The 19,895-nt window shown below is 55.3% G+C and carries 17 protein-coding genes and 1 pseudogene; 15 read left to right on the top strand and 3 right to left on the bottom strand.

The features are described 5' to 3' along the window. Window positions 1-24 precede the first annotated feature (24 nt). Entirely contained in the window at window positions 25-309 is a 285-nt protein-coding gene (locus IEW12_RS28490; RefSeq protein WP_188569555.1) for a DUF4936 family protein, read from the top strand. Further along, a complete protein-coding gene (locus IEW12_RS28485; protein WP_188569554.1) occupies window positions 300-1,046 on the top strand; it encodes an NRDE family protein in 747 nt (248 codons plus the stop codon). The genes IEW12_RS28490 and IEW12_RS28485 overlap by 10 nt, the downstream gene beginning before the upstream one ends. A gap of 26 nt (window positions 1,047-1,072) precedes the next feature. On the opposite strand, the gene IEW12_RS28480 is transcribed toward IEW12_RS28485, so the two are convergent. The 3 genes from IEW12_RS28480 to IEW12_RS28470 all read right to left on the bottom strand — a co-directional run bounded on the left by IEW12_RS28480 (window position 1,073) and on the right by IEW12_RS28470 (window position 5,081). Then, entirely contained in the window at window positions 1,073-2,323 is a 1,251-nt protein-coding gene (locus tag IEW12_RS28480; RefSeq protein WP_188569553.1) for an MFS transporter, read from the bottom strand. A gap of 125 nt (window positions 2,324-2,448) precedes the next feature. After that, a complete protein-coding gene (locus tag IEW12_RS28475) occupies window positions 2,449-3,759 on the bottom strand; it encodes a homoserine dehydrogenase (RefSeq protein WP_188569552.1) in 1,311 nt (436 codons plus the stop codon). 92 nt (window positions 3,760-3,851) lie between these two features. Then, complete coding sequence (locus tag IEW12_RS28470; protein ID WP_188569551.1) at window positions 3,852-5,081, bottom strand: pyridoxal phosphate-dependent aminotransferase; 1,230 nt, start codon at window positions 5,079-5,081, stop codon at window positions 3,852-3,854. A gap of 586 nt (window positions 5,082-5,667) precedes the next feature. Between IEW12_RS28470 and IEW12_RS28465 the strand changes: the two genes are divergently transcribed. The 13 genes and pseudogenes from IEW12_RS28465 to IEW12_RS28405 form a co-directional block, all read left to right on the top strand. Beyond that, window positions 5,668-6,045, top strand: coding sequence for an Mth938-like domain-containing protein (locus IEW12_RS28465; protein ID WP_188569550.1), 378 nt, complete (start codon window positions 5,668-5,670; stop codon window positions 6,043-6,045). Further along, entirely contained in the window at window positions 6,042-7,757 is a 1,716-nt protein-coding gene (locus IEW12_RS28460) for an ArnT family glycosyltransferase (RefSeq protein ID WP_188569549.1), read from the top strand. The genes IEW12_RS28465 and IEW12_RS28460 overlap by 4 nt, the downstream gene beginning before the upstream one ends. Window positions 7,758-7,807: 50 nt before the next feature. Next, a complete protein-coding gene (locus IEW12_RS28455) occupies window positions 7,808-8,935 on the top strand; it encodes a DegT/DnrJ/EryC1/StrS family aminotransferase (RefSeq protein WP_188569548.1) in 1,128 nt (375 codons plus the stop codon). A 16-nt stretch (window positions 8,936-8,951) separates the two neighbouring features. After that, window positions 8,952-9,917: a glycosyltransferase gene (locus IEW12_RS28450; RefSeq protein ID WP_188569547.1), complete on the top strand. Its 966-nt coding sequence runs from the start codon at window positions 8,952-8,954 to the stop codon at window positions 9,915-9,917. A 13-nt stretch (window positions 9,918-9,930) separates the two neighbouring features. Then, entirely contained in the window at window positions 9,931-10,869 is a 939-nt protein-coding gene (locus IEW12_RS28445) for a formyltransferase (protein ID WP_188569546.1), read from the top strand. Between the two features lie 96 nt (window positions 10,870-10,965). Beyond that, on the top strand, window positions 10,966-11,913 hold the full coding sequence (locus tag IEW12_RS28440; RefSeq protein ID WP_188569545.1) for a polysaccharide deacetylase family protein: 948 nt from the start codon (window positions 10,966-10,968) through the stop codon (window positions 11,911-11,913). A 307-nt stretch (window positions 11,914-12,220) separates the two neighbouring features. After that, on the top strand, window positions 12,221-12,697 hold the full coding sequence (locus tag IEW12_RS28435) for a peroxiredoxin (protein ID WP_188569544.1): 477 nt from the start codon (window positions 12,221-12,223) through the stop codon (window positions 12,695-12,697). Between the two features lie 120 nt (window positions 12,698-12,817). Continuing rightward, window positions 12,818-14,527 (top strand): PhoH family protein, encoded by a 1,710-nt coding sequence (locus IEW12_RS28430; protein ID WP_188569543.1) that lies wholly within the window; start codon window positions 12,818-12,820, stop codon window positions 14,525-14,527. A 168-nt stretch (window positions 14,528-14,695) separates the two neighbouring features. Next, entirely contained in the window at window positions 14,696-15,175 is a 480-nt protein-coding gene (locus IEW12_RS28425) for a MarR family winged helix-turn-helix transcriptional regulator (RefSeq protein ID WP_188569542.1), read from the top strand. A gap of 1 nt (window position 15,176) precedes the next feature. Further along, on the top strand, window positions 15,177-16,709 hold the full coding sequence (locus IEW12_RS28420; protein WP_188569541.1) for an efflux transporter outer membrane subunit: 1,533 nt from the start codon (window positions 15,177-15,179) through the stop codon (window positions 16,707-16,709). Next, complete coding sequence (locus tag IEW12_RS28415) at window positions 16,709-17,917, top strand: HlyD family secretion protein (protein WP_188569540.1); 1,209 nt, start codon at window positions 16,709-16,711, stop codon at window positions 17,915-17,917. The genes IEW12_RS28420 and IEW12_RS28415 overlap by 1 nt, the downstream gene beginning before the upstream one ends. Continuing rightward, window positions 17,914-19,467 (top strand): DHA2 family efflux MFS transporter permease subunit, encoded by a 1,554-nt coding sequence (locus tag IEW12_RS28410; protein WP_188569539.1) that lies wholly within the window; start codon window positions 17,914-17,916, stop codon window positions 19,465-19,467. The genes IEW12_RS28415 and IEW12_RS28410 overlap by 4 nt, the downstream gene beginning before the upstream one ends. 215 nt (window positions 19,468-19,682) lie before the next feature. Next, window positions 19,683-19,895, top strand: a pseudogene (locus tag IEW12_RS28405) (response regulator); the annotation flags it as partial.

Genomic DNA, 19,895 nt, shown 5'->3' with positions numbered 1-19,895 from the left:
ATTACAACATCGCAGGATCAGGCAATGGATTGTTATATCTACTACCGCTCGGCAGTCAGCCATCAGCAGCAAGTCGCGGAACAGGCCGGCAAACTGCAATTACTGCTGCAAAAGGCTGCAGATGCGGCAGAGTTGAAGCGGCGGCCGGAAGCCGAAAAGGAAATGCACACCTGGATGGAAATTTACAAGAATATTCCGCTTGATTTTGCAGCACAGATGGAAGCCGCACTACCGCTGACAATGCTGCCCTCGCTGATAGACGGCCCGCGCCATATCGAATATTTTATGGACGTGCCTCCATGTGCCTGATCGTTTTCGCCTGGAAATTACTCCCCTACACACCGCTGGTCGTTGCAGGCAATCGCGATGAATTCTATGAGCGCCCCACCGCTGCCGCAAGCTGGTGGGATGAAGAACCAAGGGTGTATGCGGGCAAGGATCTGCAAGCCGGCGGCACCTGGATGGGCATTACGCGCAAGGACGGTCCGGGCTCGCCAGCCGGCAGGTTTGCTGCAATCACCAATATCCGGGCGCCATCGGAAAAACGCCCGGATGCTCCCAGCCGCGGCAAACTGGTCTCCAACTATCTGCACGGCGATATGTCAGCCGCCGGCTATGTGGAACAAATCAGGGATGGTGCGCCAGCCTACAATGGTTTCAATTTGCTGCTCGGCGATGGTGAAAACCTGGTCTGGTTCTCCAACCGCGCAGATGGTGATGAGCGCAATGGAAAACCTCTCCCACCCGGTATTTATGGCGTTTCCAATGCCTTACTGGACACGCCCTGGCCCAAGGTCGTGCGCACCAAGGCCGAGTTCGCCAGCCTGATCTGCCAGAGAGCGCCGGAAGACGCCTACTTTGAAATGCTGTCCAACTCCACGCAGGCGCCGGATTGCCGCCTGCCGGATACCGGGGTCAGCTTTGAAATGGAGCGGCTATTATCATCGGCATTCATCGAATCGCCAGCATACGGCACCCGCGCCTGCAGTCTGGTACGCATCTATGATGACAAGCCTGCCGATTTCCTGGAAAAAGTCATTCGTTAGCAATGCACGCTGAGCAAAGCTAGCCTTCAGCGCAGATCACGCAGCGGTGAGCGCCACAGGATGATGAAGGCGGCAAGCTTTAGCGCGCAAGGTACCAGGGCATAGGCAACAGAAAGCGCCTGTAGCCCCTGCTGGCTACCGGCACCCGGTAGGTATCCAAGATATTCCAGCAAGGGAAGCGAAATCCCGGCCGCCAGCGCCAGATTCATTTTCGTGGCCCAGCTCCATACGCCAAAATAGGCGCCTTCTCTCCGCCCACTGTGTCCGCCATCCCGAATCACCGCAGCGAGCAAGGCCGGCGGCAGCGCCAGGTCGGCTCCCAAGGTGAATCCCGAAAGCACGCAGATCACGCCAAAAGCGGTAGTGTCGCCAGCACCCAGCAGATAAGCCCAGACAAACACGATGACAGACAGCAGCATCGCCGCAAGCCAGGCTCGCGCCTCGCCAATGCGGCTGGCAAGCAAAACCCACAAGGGCATGGAAAAAGCTCCGGCGACAAAATACAGGATCAGGAAAATGCCCGATGATGCCGCCAGTTGCAAGCGATCCCTGACAAAGAAAAGGAACAGGGTTGCGGGAATCGCCGCCGCGATGCCATTCATCACAAATACGGCAAACAGCCATCTAAAGACCCTATTTTGAAATGGCAGGCGCAGGCTGGCATCCTGACGCTCAGGCTTTGCCAGGCTTAGCGGACGCGGTGCATAGCGAATCAAAAAGAATCCAGCCAGTAACAGCGACATCATAAACGCCAGCGAGAGCCAGGCGATACCGGCCAGTTGCGACAAGGCCGCCGCACCGATAACGCCAATCAGGCCGCAGGCCTCCCTGGTAGAGGTCAGGCGTATTCGCTCCCCTGCCTGCTGCGTCAGTGCCGCACCCCAGCTTTGGTGCGCAATGCTAGCCAGACTAAATCCTGCATATACCACGGCCAGGGAAGCCAGAAACCAGGCAAAAGGCTGCTGTCCGGCCAGCATGAGAGGATGAAACAGGGCGAAGTATCCTGCCGCCAATACAGGCGCCGCGATCAGGATGAAGCGGGGATATCCTGTCCTGGCCTGAGTGCGGTCTATCCAGGCGCCCATTGCAGGATCGATGAATGCATCAAACACTCTGGCCAACAGCAAGGCACCGCCGATCAGGGATAGCGACAGATGAAAGCGTTCAGAGTAAAACTGCGGCACATACACATAGATGGGCAAAGCCACCATGGCCAACGGCAGCCCGAACAAACCGTAGGCCAGCAATGCAGAGAACCTGAGTGTCTTCGTTGTCATGGCTGGTCCGGCTAACGGTCTGATCCATTTGGGATGCGTATAAAAAAACAGTGTGTCATGCGATCACACTGTTTCCCTTTCCAACTCGCCATGACGGCAGGTTCGCCGTCAGCAGCTGGCTAGCCTCAGCTCAATTCTTCCAGGCGCAGCTTGGTGACTGTACCAAACACGGAACTGAGTGCCTCAATCTTGGCGATCGCAGCAACGATATGTTTTTCCTGCGTCTGGTGCGTCAGAATAATGATGTCGGTCTGGGTTTCACCTTCAGCCGGTTCTTTCTGCAGCATCGCATCGATGGAAATCGAGGTATCAGCCAGGATGCGAGTCACATCGGCCAGAACGCCAGCCTGATCCGCCACATGCATGCGCAGATAGTAGCTGGTCACGATCTCAGACATCGGCAGAATAGGCAGATCGCTGATCGCATTCGGCTGGAACGCCAGATGCGGCACGCGATGTTCAGGATCCGCAGTCGCAAGGCGGGTGATATCCACCAGGTCAGCAATCACAGCGGAAGCCGTCGGCTCCGCGCCCGCGCCCTTGCCGTAGTACAAAGTAGCGCCTACTGCGTCGCCTTGCACCAGCACCGCATTCATCGCACCTTCCACGTTGGCGATCAGGCGGCGGGTCGGGATCAGCGTAGGATGTACGCGCAACTCTATGCCCTTGTTGGTGCGCTTGGTAATACCCAGCAGCTTGATCCTGTAGCCCAGTTGCTCCGCATAGCGGATATCAGTAGCTTCCAGCTTGGTGATGCCTTCCACGTGCGCCTTGTCGAACTGCATAGGAATGCCGTAGGCAATCGATGCCATGATCGTCGCCTTGTGCGCGGCATCGATACCCTCGATATCAAAGGTGGGGTCGGCTTCGGCATAACCCAGCGCCTGCGCCTGCTTTAGCGCTACGTCAAAATCCAGGCCCTTGTCACGCATTTCAGACAGGATGAAATTGGTGGTGCCGTTGATAATGCCGGCAATCCACTGGATACGGTTGGCCGTCAAGCCTTCGCGCAAGGATTTGATGATGGGAATCCCGCCGGCAACAGCCGCTTCAAATGCGACCATCACACCCTTGTCCTGCGCTGCCTGGAAGATTTCATTGCCGTGCGTTGCCAGCAAAGCCTTGTTGGCTGTCACCACATGCTTGCCTTGCGCAATCGCCTTCAGCACCAGGTCCTTGGCAATCCCGTAACCGCCTATCAGTTCAATGACGATGTCGATGTCCGGATGATTCACCACCAGATTGCCGTCACTGACGACTTCGCATTCGCCATTGGTCAGCTCGCGTGCCCGCTCAATATTCAGGTCTGCCACCATCGTAATCTCAATAGAACGGCCCGCGCGACGCATAATCTCTTCCTGATTACGCTTCAAGACGTTGAATGTGCCGGAACCGACAGTGCCTATGCCTAACAGACCTACTTTGATGGGTTTCATATAGTCTTCAATATTGCGGGTTAAAATAAAATTACTGCTTTGCTGCCTTGCCACCTTAAAGTCCTACTTTACTGCTCTAAATTTATATCTGATCAAGCGGTGCCGTGGCGTTTGCGATACCCCTCAAGGAAAGTCGCAATACGGCCGAATGCATCGGTCAAATCATCGGTATTGGGCAAAAATACGACGCGGAAATGGTCGGGCTTGATCCAGTTGAAACCGGAGCCTTGCACCAGTAAGACTTTTTGCTCAGTCAATAGTTCATGAATAAATTCCTGATCATCCTTGATCGGATACATTTCAGGATCCAGCTTGGGAAACATATACAGGGCGGCCTTGGGTTTGACGCAAGTCACGCCCGGTATCGCCGTCAACAGCTTATGGGCCAGGTCCCGCTGGCGCAGCAAGCGGCCGCCGGGGCCGACCAGGTCATTGATGCTCTGGTAGCCCCCTAGCGCTGTCTGGATGGCAAACTGGCCCGGCGCGTTCGCGCACAGGCGCATAGACGCCAGCATGTTCAAGCCTTCAATATAGTCTTTGGCATGCTTCTTCTCGCCGGACACCACCATCCAGCCGGCGCGATAGCCGCAGGAGCGGTAATTTTTTGATAAGCCGTTCAGGGTCAGGAACAGTACATCGTCCGCCAGCGATGCAATCGACGTATGCTCGGCTTCGTCATACAGTGTCTTGTCGTAAATCTCATCCGCAAACACGATCAACTGGTGCTGGCGGGCGACGTCCACAATCTGCTGCAGTACTTCTACCGGATACAGTGCGCCGGTAGGGTTGTTGGGGTTGATGACAACGATGGCGCGGGTATTGGGAGTGATCTTGCTCTTGATATCTTCGATATCCGGCATCCAGTCTGCGCTCTCGTCGCAGATGTAGTGCACCGGCTTGCCTCCGGACAGGCTGACTGCGGCCGTCCATAAAGGATAGTCGGGGGCCGGCACCAATACTTCGTCTCCGGTATTCAGCAAGGCATTCATGCCCATCACGATCAGCTCGGATGCGCCATTGCCTATATAGATGTCTTCTATCGTCACGCCGCGAATATGCTTTTCCTGCGTGTAGTGCATGATGGACTTGCGCGGTGCGAACATACCCTTGGAGTCGGTATAACCGGCCGCATTATGCATGTTGTGTATCATGTCCTGCACGATTTCGTCAGGCGGATCAAAGTTGAAGACGGCGAGGTTGCCAATATTCAGCTTGATGATCTTGTGCCCCTCGTCTTCCATTTGCTTGGCTTTTTCCAGCACGGGTCCGCGGATGTCATAGCAAACGTCGGCGAGCTTATTGGACTTTTGTACGGGTCTCACAAGAGCGATCTTTCTATTTTAATTCGCGGAAGCTTGATACCCGGCGATTAAGCGCCTGGGCAGACAAAAACTTCTCTGATAGGTATATGTTAGCCAGCTTATCAATGGAAAGCACCTGCCTTAACAGCGACAAATGCTGCACTGCCGAACTAAGCATTCTGCCCAATGCGCTCAGTTTTATCAATCCGTTTTGCGAAATTGTCTAATATTATTTGCTTTTTTTATTGTTCACATTAGATTTGCAGGTGGGCATCTTGCGACAATGAACCGTCCGCTGGCGAAAATACGGGGCTAGGAGGTCTTTTTTGGCATCTCTCCAACCGGCAAAATCACACGCCCCATTAATATATTAACGATCGTTGTCGTTTGTGCAAACTCGGCAGGAAATGCCAGCTCACGGATTGATCTTGCCACTATGTTAAATACATCGCGCCAGATGCATCCACCGTCCCTAACAAAAACTCGGTACACAGAGAGAAACTGATAAGCTGTGCAACAAAAAAGCAGCTACAATGCGGCAGTTATCAAGCTAAAACACGCCTGACGATTTGCCAAAAGCGGGCGTCGGCATATCAAATATCCGGCCATGAAGCTGCACTCTACACTTACCCAGCAATACCAAACTGTTACCGCATACGACAAAGACAGCGTAGAACTGAACGCGATACGCTACAACTACAGTCTGGTCGTACTTCCGGAAGTCGCCCCTACCGCCTGGCCGGTAAGCCGCTTTGAAGACTTGAGCAAAGAACATTTTGCCCAACTGGAAGCCACCCAGCCAGACGTTATCATTCTCGGCACCGGCCCAAAGCAGCGTTTTGTGCATCCCAAGCTGATCTCCTCCTTGACAGAAAAAAGGATAGGCGTCGAGTGCATGGATAGCCAGGCCGCGTGCCGTACCTACAATATCCTGATGGCAGAAGGCCGCAAGGTGGCATTGGCCCTGATTATGGAAACTGCATGAAGCAACACTCCTCTTCTTTTGCATCATCCTCTGCATCCCCTTTCAATTCCCGCGGCCTGATCTGGATACTGTCGCTGCTGTTCCTGGCGATCTGGTTTTACATGCTAGGGTCCCGCACGCTGGTACCGACGGACGAAGGCCGTTACGCGGAAATGGCGCGAGAAATGCTGGTTACCGGCGACTGGGTCACTCCACGCCTGGACGGCATCAAATATTTCGAGAAACCGCCGCTGCAGGCGTGGATGAATGTTATTACCTTCGAGTTGTTCGGCGTTGGCGAATGGCAGGCCAGACTGTGGACCGGCCTGTGCGGTTTGCTGGGCGTTGCGCTGGTTGCACATACCGGGCGCAAGGTATTTAACTCCCGCGTGGGCATCAATGCGGCGCTAGTGCTCGGCTCCAGCGTACTGTGGGCGGCTTCTGCCCACTATAACTCGCTGGACATGGCTGTTGCCGGCATGATGACGATTACCTTGTGCGGCGTGCTGCTGGGCCAGCGCGCCGATGCAAGCGATGCCGAGCAGCGAAACGGCATGCTGCTGTGCTGGGCAGGCATGGCGCTGGCAGTATTGACCAAGGGCCTGATCGGCGTCGTACTGCCGGGCGCGGTACTGGTAATTTACACCTTCGTCTCGCGCGACTGGGCGATCTGGAAACGCCTGCACATGGGCAAGGGCCTGTTGCTGTTCTTTGCCATCGCAACGCCATGGTTTGTGCTGGTCGCATTGAAAAATCCGGAGCATCCGCATTTTTTCTTTATCCATGAACATCTGGACCGCTTTACCAGCAATGTACATAAACGCAACCAGCCGGCCTATTTCTTTATCGGCATCCTGGCTATTGGTATCGTGCCCTGGCTGGGCCTGCTGCTGCAAGGCATGTGGGCTGGCGTAAAGAGAGAAAACCGCGGTTTCCAGCCACGTCAAATGCTGCTGGTATGGACGATCTTCATTTTCGTCTTTTTCAGCGCATCCCACTCCAAGCTGACCGGCTATATCCTGCCTATATTTCCATCGCTGGCGCTGCTGATTGCATGCCAGCTTGAGGCGGGTTCCAGCAAGAGCCTGCGTTTTGCTGCGGGCTTGTTCACCCTGACAGGATTAGGCACGCTGGCCTTCGCCCTGATGGCACCGGCCAAATTTGCCAGCTCCAAACTGCCTCCGCTGGAACTGGCGCTGAACCAGGCAGCAATGCCCTGGGTAATTGCAGTCTCGCTCGTCATTATTGCCGGCGGACTGCTAGCGTTTGTGATTGCGAAGGACAAAAGAGACTGGGCTGTCATCAGCCTGGCGGCTGCCGGCTTTTTGGCCAGCCAACTGCTTCTACTGGGATACGAGCCCTGGGGCTACTATCGCGCCGGCCTGCTGCAATTGAAGCCGATACAAGCCGAACTGAAGCCTGACACCCCGCTGTATGGAGTAGGCCTGTACGAACAATGCCTGCCGTTTTATCTAGGCCGCACCATGATCCCGGTTGAATTTCCTGACGAACTGGCCTTCGGCCTGGAGCAAGAGCCGCATCTGTGGATACCGGAGCGTAAGGACTTTATGGAAAAATGGCGCGCCTACAATGCCAGCGGCAAGCTTGCGATCGCCATCGTGCGGGTAGATGTCTATGAAGACATGCTGAAGCAAGGCCTGCCCATGCGGATAGTCGGACAAGATCCGCGCCGCGTTGTCGTTGCCAGCACAGCCAAAGCGGCAGCGAACTGAGCGCCCGCGCTCGTAAGACCTATAAAAATGAATGATGACAAGGAATATCCATGAGTGAGCAACTGCCCTTTCTGCCGTTTACCAAGCCGACCATCGATGAAGAAACCATCGCCGCGGTAGCGAATGTATTGCGTTCCGGCTGGTTGACCAGTGGCCCCAATGTGCAGGCGCTGGAAGCCCAGTTGTCTGAATATTTTGGTGGCCGTCCGGTGCGCACCTTCAACTCCGGCACCTGCACAATGGAGATTGCCTTGCGCATTGCCGGCATAGGCGCCGGCGATGAAGTCATCACCACGCCCAACTCATGGGTAGCCACTGCCAATGTCATCATAGAAACCGGCGCCACGCCGGTATTTGCCGATATTGATCCGCGCACGCACAATATCGACCTGGACAAGGTCGAAGCGGTGATCACCCCGAGGACCAAGGCTATCATTCCGGTCCATATGTGCGGCCTGCCTTGCGATATGGACAAACTATATGCGCTGGCGAAGAAGCATAATCTGCGCGTCGTGGAAGATGCGGCGCAGGCGATAGGATCTACCTGGCAAGGCAAGCGCATAGGCTCTTTCGGTGACTTTGCCTCGTTCAGCTTCCAGGTAAACAAGAACATCATGACCGGCGAAGGCGGCTGCCTGGTGCTGAACAATGCAGAAGAAGCCCGCCTGGCTGAAAAATACAGGCTGCAGGGCGTCACCCGCAGCGGACTGGACGGCATCGACGTCGATGTGCTGGGAGGTAAGTACAATATGACCGATATCGCGGCGGCGATAGGCCTGGGCCAGATGAAGCATCTGGCAGAGTTCAACGCCAAGCGCCTGGCGCTGGCCAAACATTACTTCACCACCTTCGGTCCCGATTTTGAAGCGCAAACCGGTGCCGAGCTGCCCATTGCCGACTTTGAGCAATGCAACTGGCATATGTTCCATATCGTCTTACCCGAGCGCATCAACCGTGGCAGCTTCATGGAAAAAATGATGGAACTGAAGATAGGCTTGGGCTATCACTACCGCGCCATCCATTTATTCAGCTATTATCGCGCGCGCGGCTTTACCGACGGCATGTTCCCTATTGCAGAAAGAGTCGGCAAGCAGATTGTCACGCTGCCCCTGTTCCCGACGATGAACGAATCTGATGTGGAACGTACCGTAGCTGCGGTAAAATCCTGCCTTCAATAAAAATAAACGCTGCTCGATGAAACCAGAACTCTCAGTTGTCATCCCTGTCTATAACGAAGAAGCGGGCCTGGACCGTCTGTACGCGCGCCTGTACCCTGCGCTGGACGCACTGGCTGCGACCGGCGTCAGCTACGAAATCGTGTTTGTCAATGACGGCAGCCGCGACGGCACCGCCGCCATGCTGGCGACGCAGTTCCGCCTGCGCCCTGACGTCACCCGCGTAGTCCTGTTCAACGGGAACTACGGTCAGCATATGGCCATTCTGGCTGGCTTCCAGGCAACCCGCGGCGATATCATCGTAACCCTGGACGCCGACCTGCAAAATCCGCCGGAAGAAATCGGCAAGCTGGTAGAAAAAATGCGCGAAGGCTATGACTATGTCGGCTCCGTGCGCCGCAAGCGGCAGGATTCCGCATGGCGCACTTACGCGTCCAAGCTGATGAATCGCCTGCGCGAGAAGATCACCCGTATCAAGATTACCGATCAGGGCAATATGCTGCGCGCCTATGGCCGCAACGTAATCGACCTGATTAACCAGTGCAGTGAGGTCAATACCTTTGTACCTGCGCTGGCGTACACCTTTTCGCGCAAGCCGACTGAAATCCTGGTTGAGCACGAAGAGCGCGCCGCAGGCGAATCCAAGTATTCCATCTATAGCCTGATACGCCTGAACTTTGATCTGATGACCGGCTTCTCGGTTGTGCCGCTGCAGATTTTTTCCATGCTGGGCATGATATTGTCGATTGCCTCGGGCGCCCTGGTCATCTGGCTGCTGGCACGCCGTTTCCTGTTCGGCGCAGAGGCTGAGGGCTTGTTCACGCTGTTTGCAATTGCCTTCTTCCTGATGGGCGTGATCCTGTTTGGCATAGGTTTGCTGGGCGAATACGTGGGCCGCATTTACCAGCAGGTACGGGGGCGTCCGCGCTATGTCGTGCAGGCAGTGCTGGAACAAGGCAGTACCGACCGGGCCGATACCAACTGATATGACGCAAGCAATGAGCTCTAGCACACCCTCGCCCGCCAAAGCCGTTGTTTTTGGCTACCACAGTGTCGGCGTGCGCTGCCTGAAGGTATTGCTGGCACGCGGCGTGGACGTTGCGCTGGTCGTTACCCATCAGGACAATCCGGCAGAGACCATCTGGTTTGAATCGGTGGCCGAGCTCTGCAAAGAGCACGGCATACCCTTTATCACACCGGAAGATCCTAAATCGCCGGAATTGATGGCGACTGTTGCAGCTATCCAGCCCGACTTCATCTTCAGCTTTTACTACCGGCATATGCTGCCCGTGGATTTGCTCGCGGTAGCAAAGCGCGGTGCCTATAATCTGCACGGCTCATTGCTGCCAAAATACCGCGGGCGAGTGCCGGTGAACTGGGCGGTATTGCATGGTGAGACTGAAACCGGTGCAACCCTGCATGAAATGGCGGCCAAGCCGGATGCAGGAGCGATCATCGCCCAGACCGCAGTCCCCATCCTGCCGGACGACACTGCCTATGAAGTTTTCAATAAGCTGACCGTTGCTGTTGAACAGACACTGTGGCCGGTATTGCCTGCACTGATCGCCGGTACCGCGCCAAGATTGCCGAATGATTTGTCCAAGGGCAGCTACTTTGGCGGTCGCAAACCGGAAGACGGGCGTATAGACTGGCAACAGCCGGCGCAGCAGGTGTATAACCTGCACCGGGCAGTAGCCCCTCCCTATCCCGGTGCTTTTTTTGAGCAAGCCGGCAAGCGTTACGTCATAGGCAAAGCACGCCTGTCCGGCGTGGATGCAAGCCGACTGCCTTTGGGCCTGGTGATAGACCAATCAGGCGCTAGCGAACGCATCCTGGGAGTCTGCGGCGACGGCCGCGCACTGCACATCCTGGAATTATTCCATGATGGAAAAGCCATGGCCGGTAGCGAATTGCGATCGGCGCTTCAGCAGGGATGACATGGGGCATCCCTTGCCCCCTCCGCAGTCGCTCTCTTTATCAGCAGCATCCAAAAGCAAAACCACGAGTACAACCAAGTTTCCCGGAAATCCCCCATGGCCAGCATCGTATTGAAAATTGACGTAGACACCTACCGCGGCACCCGCGAGGGTGTGCCCAATCTGGTGCGCATGCTGAAGAAGCATCAGGCGCAGGCGACCTTCCTGTTCTCGCTCGGCCCCGACCACACCGGCTGGGCGCTGCGCCGTGCTTTTCGGCCAGGTTTTTTCCAGAAGGTATCCCGCACATCGGTAGTGGAACATTATGGATTCAAGACGCTGATGTATGGCGTCCTATTGCCGGCCCCGGATATAGGAAAAACCTGCGCAAGCCAAATGCGGGCGGTGCAGGACGCAGGTTTTGAATGCGGCATCCACACCTGGGATCACGTTGTCTGGCAAGACAATGTCAAAAATCGCGGAGCCGAATGGACCGTGGCGCAGATGCAGCAGTCCTTCAGCCGTTTCCAGCAAATTTTTGGACAAGCGCCCAAAACACACGGTGCCGCAGGCTGGCAAATGAATGAGCATGCATTTACTCAACTGGACAACTTCCATTTTGCTTATGCATCCGACGGCCGCGCGATGCTAAAAGACAATGGAGAATTGGCAAATCCTGATGCCGGTCCATATCGCTTGACAACAGGCAGTGGCAGCAAGGCGCTATCCTGCCTGCAAATGCCTACGACACTGCCTACGCTGGATGAATTACTTGGCCGCACGATAGATGGCGTGGTCATCGATACGTCAAATATCGCCACGGCGATACTCAAGCTGACCAGCACGCAAAAAAACCATGTGTTTACCCTGCATGCGGAACTTGAAGGGCAAAAACTTGCCCCCATTTTTGAAGAGTTGCTGGCAGGATGGACAAAGCAAGGATACTCGTGCATCTCCATGGCGGACTACTATCAAATGATAAAAGACCATGAGCTGCCCGTTCGCCCGCTGACCTGGGGCGATGTGCCTGGCCGCTCGGGAGAATTGATTACCCTGGCAGCCTGACGGCATAGCATTCACCATCATTGCATTGTTTGCTGTGACAGGTGATCAGGAGAATCCCTTGCAATCAGGGCCTAGTAAGGCATATCATTCCGGTCAAACCTGAAATCCGACTAAAGTCTGCAGCAATATCCCGCTCCTCTGCCTGGAGCGATGCAAGCTCAAATATATCTGCAAAAAGCGTGGCTGCCTCCGGGTCTAAGCATGTGGCGGTCCGCTAGAAGCAACAGTTCGCCCTGCTTCAGCAACATTGAAAAGACTTGGAATTGCCCTTCGTTTTTCTCCCCTCTCAATAATTCAGGAGACCACTGTGGCCGACGAAAGCCCATCTGCACTCAACAAGATTGTTCCCAATTTTTCAGCAGCCATGACAGGAGATCAAACTTTTCAGCTCAGCGACTATGCTGGAAAGAAACTGGTTTTGTATTTTTATCCGAAAGACAACACTCCGGGTTGCACTACCGAGAGCATGGCTTTCAGGGACTTGCATACTCAATTTGAGGAGCACGGCGCCAAAGTATTCGGCGTCAGCCGCGACAGCATACGCTCGCATGAAGGCTTCAAGTCAAAATTAGGCATGCCATTCGACCTGATTTCAGACCCGGACGAGACCCTCTGCAATTTGTTCAATGTAATGAAAATGAAAAACATGTATGGCAAGCAAGTGCGCGGAATAGAACGCAGCACTTTTGTCATTGACGGATCGGGTAAATTAGTGAAAGAATGGCGTGGAGTAAAAGTAGCTGGACACGTTGATGAAGTGTTGGAATTTGTGAGCGCACCTTAGTAATTGAAACCCAAGAATCTTCTTCTCAAAAGCCGCGAATGGAAGTAACCCGGAGTCACTCCGTGTTGCCCATAGCGGCTTTTTGATTTTAAGCACTCACAACTTTGATAAGAGGTCCTAATGCCCCTGCCAAAAATGCCGACTAAACCTGCGGCCCTGTTGTCCCCCAAGGATTACCCGAAAGCAGAAAAGGGGAAATCCGTAAAAACCGATAAACCGGAACCTAAATTAGTTGCAGTTCCCCAACAGCCTTTAGCCACAAAACCGGCTGCCAAGATAGCAAGCCCTGTTGTCGCCAAATTGCCGGCGGCGCCTTCCCGCGCCAAGACGCCTGCAGTAAAAGCCGAAAAACCAGTTGCATCCAAAGCAAAGAGCGCGGAAAGCCGTGTCAAATCGGGCACCAGCCGCGCCGCCGACAAGTCGGGCGTGACCAAGCTGTTCGTACTGGATACCAATGTACTGATGCATGATCCCTCGTCCCTGTTCCGCTTTGAGGAACATGATGTGTATCTGCCTATGATTACACTGGAAGAGCTGGACGACCACAAAAAAGGCATGTCGGAAGTAGCGCGCAATGCCCGCCAGGTATCGCGCTCGCTGGATGCACTGGTCGGCGACATTGATCACCATGAAATTGAACAAGGCATTGCCCTGTCCAAGCTCGGCAATAAAGATGCCAAAGGCCACCTGTACTTCCAGACCAAATTGCAGACCGCGAGCCTGCCTGCCGGCCTCCCACAAGGAAAGGCCGACAACCAGATTCTGACCGTTGTCCGCGCACTGGAAGCCGATCAGCCTGGCCGCCCTGTCGTACTGGTGTCGAAAGACATCAATATGCGCATCAAGGCTCGCGCGCTGGGGCTGCCTGCAGAAGACTACTTCAACGACCATGTGCTGGAAGATTCCGATCTGCTGTACTCGGGCATCGTGCAATTGCCGGAAGACTTCTGGAACAAGCATGGCAAGGGTGTAGAAACCTGGCAGGAAAACAAAAACGGGCTGAGCACGACCTTCTACCGCATCACAGGCCCGCTGATTCCTTCCTTGCTGGTCAACCAGTTTGTGTACCTGGAGCCGAACAACGGCGAAGCGTCTTTCTACGGCCAGGTCAGGCAAATCAACGGCAAGACTGCAGTGCTGCAAACACTGCGCGACTATGGCCACGCCAAGCACAGCGTCTGGGGCATTACGTCGCGTAACCGCGAGCAGAACTTCGCCCTGAACCTGCTGATGGATCCGGAATGCGATTTCGTCACTCTGCTGGGCCAGGCCGGTACCGGTAAAACCTTGCTGGCCCTTGCTGCTGGTTTGGCGCAAGTGTTGGAAACAAAAACCTATAACGAAATTATCGTGACACGCGTAACAGTGCCGGTCGGTGAAGACATAGGCTTCCTGCCTGGAACCGAGGAAGAGAAAATGTCGCCATGGATGGGCGCGTTCGACGACAACCTGGAAGTATTGAACAAGTCCGACAACGACGCCGGAGACTGGGGCCGCGCAGCGACCCAGGATCTGATACGTTCTCGCATCAAGATCAAGTCATTGAACTTCATGCGTGGCCGGACCTTCGTCAATAAATTCCTGATCATCGACGAAGCGCAAAACCTGACGCCGAAACAGGTGAAGACTCTGGTTACCCGCGCAGGTCCCGGTACCAAGATCATCTGCCTGGGTAATATCGCGCAGATCGACACTCCTTACCTGACTGAAGGTTCGAGTGGCCTGACTTATGTGGTTGACCGCTTCAAGGGCTGGGCACATAGCGGTCACGTGACACTGGCACGTGGTGAGCGTTCTCGTCTGGCTGACCACGCGAGCGAAATCCTGTAATACAGCATTAGAAAAGTCACTCACCGTCGGCGCCCACTGGGCGCCGATTTTTTTTGCCCGCATCATCCAGCAAGCCTGCACGCAACACCAAAACATCTTATTTTTCCGTCAAGCAAAAGCTTCTAATTTCGAGTAAACTATTGCCTAGGCAATGATTACAATGGAAATATGAGCAATTCTCCTTCCCCTTTTACGTTCGATAACTATCAGGTAGAAGACAGCGTCGGTTATCTATTGGCTCGCTCCAAAACCATGCTGTCGAAATCCATAGACGAGTCGCTGACCAAGCTGGGCATCACGCACGCACAAGGCAGCGTGTTCATGATGCTGGCCATGGGCAAATGCAACACAGCGGCAGACCTGGCGCGCGACCTGTTCATCGATTCTGCCGCCATGAAGCGCATGCTGGACAGGTTGGAGGCCAAGGGCTTGCTGACACGCGTCCCAGATATGAACGACAAGCGCCTGTTTAAACTGGAGCTGACAGATGCAGGCAAAGAACTGGTGCAAAAGCTGCCGGCAATTTATTCCGATGTCATCAACATAGGATTTACAGGATTCAGCGCTGAAGAAATAGGCTTTTTAAAAAGCCTGCTAAGAAAATTATTGGCAAATCGTCCCTTACTGGAATCGAAAAATATTAATTGACATGACAATCATCGCTTCTCCCTTCAAGACCAGCAATACCAAGGGCCTGATCAGGTCCGCGGGCCTGCTGGCGGCATGCAGCACGATGGTGCTGCTCTCGGCGTGCGTCAGTTTCAGCGGCATACAAAGCGATGCGCAGCTTAAATCCCTGCCTGCCACAAGCAGCCCCAACACCCTGCCCAACCAGACAGGCACCTGGCCAAGTACCAACTGGGCGCAAAGCATAGGAGGCAAGCCGCTGCAAGACCTGATTGATGCCGCTATTGCAGACAATCCGAATATGCAGATGGCCGCGGCACGCGTGGCTGCAGCCAGGGCCTATGTAGAGGCCGCCGGCGCAGACAGGCTGCCGACCGCAGGCGCAAACCTGGGCAGCACCTACCAGCGTTTTACAGAACATGGCTTGATTCCTCCGCCTTTGGCCGGCAACTATTACAGCGACAATGAAATGGCGCTGAGTATTTCGTATGAAGTCGACTTCTGGGGCAAGCATTCGGCTGAGATAAGCGGCGCGCTGTCGCAAGAGAAGGCTGCGCTGGCGGAGCAGCAAAGCGCCAGGCTCGCCCTCAGCAGCGCCATCGCGCATGCATGGGTACAGTTGGCACGCCAGTACGCACAGCTTGATTTGTCCAACCAGCAACTGGGCTTACGCGAAAAGCTGGACAGCCTGACACAGCAGCGCGTAAAAGCCGGTCTGGATACCAGGACGGACACCGAACAAAGCCTGGTCCAGGTCTCCAGCCTGAAAGCAGAGATCACGCAATGGCAGGAAGCAATTGCCCTGACGCGCAACCAGCTTGCCGCCTTGCTGGGCCAGGGACCGGAGCGCGGCCTGAGCATCCCTCGCCCTAGCCTTGCAGAAATTGGCGACGCCACCCTGCCCGCGCAACTGCCGTCAGAATTGCTGGGTCGCCGTCCAGACATCGTCGCGGCACGCTGGCATGTGGAAGCCATGCAGGGCGGCATCGATGTTGCCAAGACCGAGTTCTACCCGAATATCAACCTGAGTGCGTTTGTCGGCCTGTCCAGCCTGGGTGTCGCTGATTTCTTCAAGAGCGGCAGCACCATCATCGGCGGCGGCCCTACAATCAAGTTGCCTATCTTTGAAGGTGGCCGTCTGCGCGCGCAACTGAAAAGCAAAGTCGCGTCCTACGACAATGCAGTGGCGACCTACAACCAGAGCCTGACCGATGCCCTGCATGAAGTAGCGGATCAGGTACAGTCGATGAAAGCAGCAGAAGAGCAAAACAAGAATCAGCGCATTGCGGAGCAAGCCTCCAGCAGAACACTGAAGCTGGCGCAGCAAAGACAAAAGGTCGGTACGGCGAATATGCTGCCGGTACTGGCAGCCGAAGGCGCTTTGATCATGCAGCAAAAAATCCTGCTGGATAACCAGATACGCCGCGCTGATCTGCAGATCAACCTGATCAAGGCACTGGGAGGCGGATTTGAAGCCGGCCCCGAACTGCGCGCACCGGCAAACAATTCCACACAAACAAGCAATCAACAAAAATCACAACCGGAGGCTGCGTAATGAACGCTCCCGCACAAGAAAACAAAGCACCAGATTCAGCAGCACCCGCATCCAATGGCAAGCGCCGCGGCATACTCATCAAGGTCACCATCGTATTGGCCATTATCGGCCTGGCTTATTTCGCCTACTGGGAATTGATAGGCAAAAAATTTGAACACACCGACGACGCCTATGCAGCTGGCAACGTCATCCAGGTAACTCCGCAAGTCGCCGGCACCGTGCTGGCCATCCATGCCGACGATACCGAGCTGGTGCAGGCAGGCCAGCCGCTGGTCGATCTGGACCGTGCCGATGCAAAAGTGGCCCTGGAGCAGGCAGAGGCGCAACTGGCGCAGACAGTGCGCGAAGTCCGCGTATTGTTCGCCAATAACGGCTCCCTGGCGGCCAATGTCAGCCAGCGCAGCAGCGAGGTCGAACGGGCAAAATCCGACCTGTCGCGCCGCCAGCAATTACTGAGCACAGGTGCGGTATCCACAGAAGAAGTGGACCATGCAAAAACCGCCTTGCAAAGTGCCGAGTCAGCCTTGCTGGCCACCAAGGAGCAGCTTGCTTCCAACAAGGTGCTGACTGACCACACCAGCGTGGAACAGCATCCGAATGTACAACGCGCTGCAGCACGCGTGCGTGAGGCCTATCTGGCCTATGCCCGCACCAGTCTGCCGGCACCGATGACGGGCTATCTGGCGAAGCGCTCCGTGCAGCTTGGCCAACGCGTGGCCGCAGGCACGCCCCTGCTGTCCATCGTGCCGCTGAATGCACTGTGGGTAGATGCCAACTTCAAGGAAGTACAGTTGACGCATATGCGCATAGGCCAGGATGTCACACTGGAGTCCGACCTGTATGGTTCCGACGTTGAGTATCACGGCAAAGTAGCCGGTTTGTCCGCCGGTACCGGCGCCGCCTTTGCACTACTGCCGGCGCAGAACGCCAGCGGTAACTGGATCAAGGTAGTACAGCGTGTCCCGGTACGTATCACGCTAGACCCGAAGGAGCTTGCCGCACATCCATTGCGGGTAGGTCTGTCGATGCAGGTCAAAGTGAATATCTCTCAAGAGCAAGGCGCGCCTTTGGCAGCGGCTCGGGCACGCACTGCACCAGCGTATAAAACCGAAGTGTTTGCGCAAACCGGCAATGAAGCCGACAAGCGTATTTCGGAAATCATCGCAGGCAACCTGGCTGCTGCCAATACAGGAAAAAGCCAGCAATGAGCGCACCCGGCACTGCCCCGCTGCAGCCGCTGAAAGGTTCCCAACTCGCGCTGGGAACTCTGGGGCTGTCACTGGCGGTTTTCATGAACGTGCTCGATTCGTCGATTGCGAACGTTTCCATTCCCGCCATTTCCGGCAATATGGGCGTATCGCCGCAACAGGGCACCTGGGTCATCACCTCGTTTTCCGTCGCGAATGCGATCTCGGTACCGTTGACCGGCTGGCTGACACAGCGCTTCGGCCAGGTACGCCTGTTCATCACGTCCATCCTGCTGTTCGTGATTTCTTCCTGGCTGTGCGGCATGTCGCCCAGCATAGAAATCCTGATCGCAGCGCGTGTGTTGCAGGGCGCCGTCGCCGGCCCGATGATTCCTTTGTCGCAATCGCTGCTGTTGGGGAGTTATCCGCCAGCCAAAAGCTCAATGGCCTTGGCCTTATGGGGCATGACGACTCTGGTCGCCCCTATCATGGGCCCCCTGCTGGGCGGCTGGATTTCGGACAACTATACCTGGCCATGGATTTTCTACATCAACATTCCGGTTGGACTCTTTTCCGCCTGGGTCACCTGGTCGCTGTATCGCAAACGGGAATCGGCCATACGGCTGGTGCCTATCGACAAGGTAGGCCTTGCGCTGCTGGTGATCTGGGTCGGCTCCTTACAACTGATGCTGGATAAAGGCAAGGAACTGGACTGGTTCAATTCCGGCGAAATCATTGCGCTGACTGTAGTTGCGGCTGTCGGCCTGATTTATTTTGTGATCTGGGAACTGGGCGAAGAACATCCGGTTGTAGATTTGTCGCTGTTCAAGGGGCGCAACTTCAGCGCTGGCGTGGTCGCGATCTCTATCGGCTATGGACTCTTTTTCGGTAGCCTGGTCATCATGCCTCTATGGCTGCAAACGCAATTGAGTTACACCGCAACCGAGGCCGGCAAGGTCATGGCGCCGGTCGGCGTATTCGCTATTCTATTGTCGCCCGTGATCGGTAAATTTTTGCCGAAGCTGGATGCACGCAGGGTCGCCACAGTGGCGTTCTCCTTGTTTGCGCTCGTGTTCTACATGCGCTCCAAGTTCACCACGGACGTTGACACCATGTCGCTGCTGATACCTACGCTAATACAGGGTGCGGCAATGTCAATGTTCTTTATCCCGCTGACATCGATCATCCTGTCCGGCCAGGCGCCGCACAAGATACCTGCGGCTGCAGGCTTGTCCAATTTTGTCCGCATCATGTGCGGCGGCATGGGAGCCTCCATCGCGACCACGATATGGGATAGCCGCAGCACGCTGCACCACGCTCAGATAACAGAGCATACCGGCAGCGGCAATCCCGCTTTCGGACAAACCGTACAGCAATTGGGGCAACTGGGCATTCCCGAGCCGGGTGCATGGGCTGTCATTGACAGGACGATCAGCGTGCAAGCCAGCACCATGGCTGCAACCGATATTTTCTGGATATCCTCCATCATGTTCCTGATGCTGATCGGCCTGGTATGGCTGACCAAGCCATCGAAATCATCTGCGCCTGTCGATGCAGGCGGCGCGCACTAAGCTACCGCCATGTCGCGTACTTATGTGGGCATGACATAAAATGGCTTGCATATGGTTAATTCCGCCAGTGTTTACTGGCGGAATTAACCATAGTTTGCAATTAATGCCCAAAAAACACATCCTCCCCGCTTTCATAGACTGATCTAATGTTTCCTAGCAGATTCCTTATATACTCCTAATCAGGCGGGTATATACTGAAACTCGGAGAGTTATCTATGAGTTCACACAACAACCTGGATCACGACAGCCTGGTCTTTTTTGAGGACCATGAAGTGCCGTCGGCTCCAGATTCAGAACGCCCCACGTGGCGGATCATGATAATAGACGACGATCCCGACGTGCATTCGGCGACGACCTTTGCACTGGGCAGCCTGGAAATCCAGCACCGCGCCCTGAGTTTCCTGCACGCCTACTCCGCCGCCGAAGCA

The sequence above is a fragment of the Parundibacterium terreum genome (assembly GCF_014636315.1).
Lineage (GTDB): Bacteria > Pseudomonadota > Gammaproteobacteria > Burkholderiales > Burkholderiaceae_D > Undibacterium > Undibacterium terreum.
Note: the sequence above shows the minus strand (reverse complement) of the source record. Positions and strands in the feature narration are given on the sequence as shown.

Excerpts from the sequence above, each read along its gene's own strand:
- IEW12_RS28450 (WP_188569547.1), top strand. The coding sequence starts at position 8,952 with ATGAAACCAGAACTCTCAGTTGTCATCCCTGTCTATAACGAAGAAGCG.
- IEW12_RS28465 (WP_188569550.1), top strand. The coding sequence starts at position 5,668 with ATGAAGCTGCACTCTACACTTACCCAGCAATACCAAACTGTTACCGCA.
- IEW12_RS28430 (WP_188569543.1), top strand. The coding sequence starts at position 12,818 with ATGCCCCTGCCAAAAATGCCGACTAAACCTGCGGCCCTGTTGTCCCCC.
- IEW12_RS28485 (WP_188569554.1), top strand. The coding sequence starts at position 300 with ATGTGCCTGATCGTTTTCGCCTGGAAATTACTCCCCTACACACCGCTG.
- IEW12_RS28425 (WP_188569542.1), top strand. The coding sequence starts at position 14,696 with ATGAGCAATTCTCCTTCCCCTTTTACGTTCGATAACTATCAGGTAGAA.
- IEW12_RS28410 (WP_188569539.1), top strand. The coding sequence starts at position 17,914 with ATGAGCGCACCCGGCACTGCCCCGCTGCAGCCGCTGAAAGGTTCCCAA.
- IEW12_RS28475 (WP_188569552.1), bottom strand. The coding sequence starts at position 3,759 with ATGAAACCCATCAAAGTAGGTCTGTTAGGCATAGGCACTGTCGGTTCC.
- IEW12_RS28460 (WP_188569549.1), top strand. The coding sequence starts at position 6,042 with ATGAAGCAACACTCCTCTTCTTTTGCATCATCCTCTGCATCCCCTTTC.
- IEW12_RS28420 (WP_188569541.1), top strand. The coding sequence starts at position 15,177 with ATGACAATCATCGCTTCTCCCTTCAAGACCAGCAATACCAAGGGCCTG.
- IEW12_RS28480 (WP_188569553.1), bottom strand. The coding sequence starts at position 2,323 with ATGACAACGAAGACACTCAGGTTCTCTGCATTGCTGGCCTACGGTTTG.
- IEW12_RS28455 (WP_188569548.1), top strand. The coding sequence starts at position 7,808 with ATGAGTGAGCAACTGCCCTTTCTGCCGTTTACCAAGCCGACCATCGAT.
- IEW12_RS28490 (WP_188569555.1), top strand. The coding sequence starts at position 25 with ATGGATTGTTATATCTACTACCGCTCGGCAGTCAGCCATCAGCAGCAA.
- IEW12_RS28415 (WP_188569540.1), top strand. The coding sequence starts at position 16,709 with ATGAACGCTCCCGCACAAGAAAACAAAGCACCAGATTCAGCAGCACCC.
- IEW12_RS28440 (WP_188569545.1), top strand. The coding sequence starts at position 10,966 with ATGGCCAGCATCGTATTGAAAATTGACGTAGACACCTACCGCGGCACC.
- IEW12_RS28445 (WP_188569546.1), top strand. The coding sequence starts at position 9,931 with ATGAGCTCTAGCACACCCTCGCCCGCCAAAGCCGTTGTTTTTGGCTAC.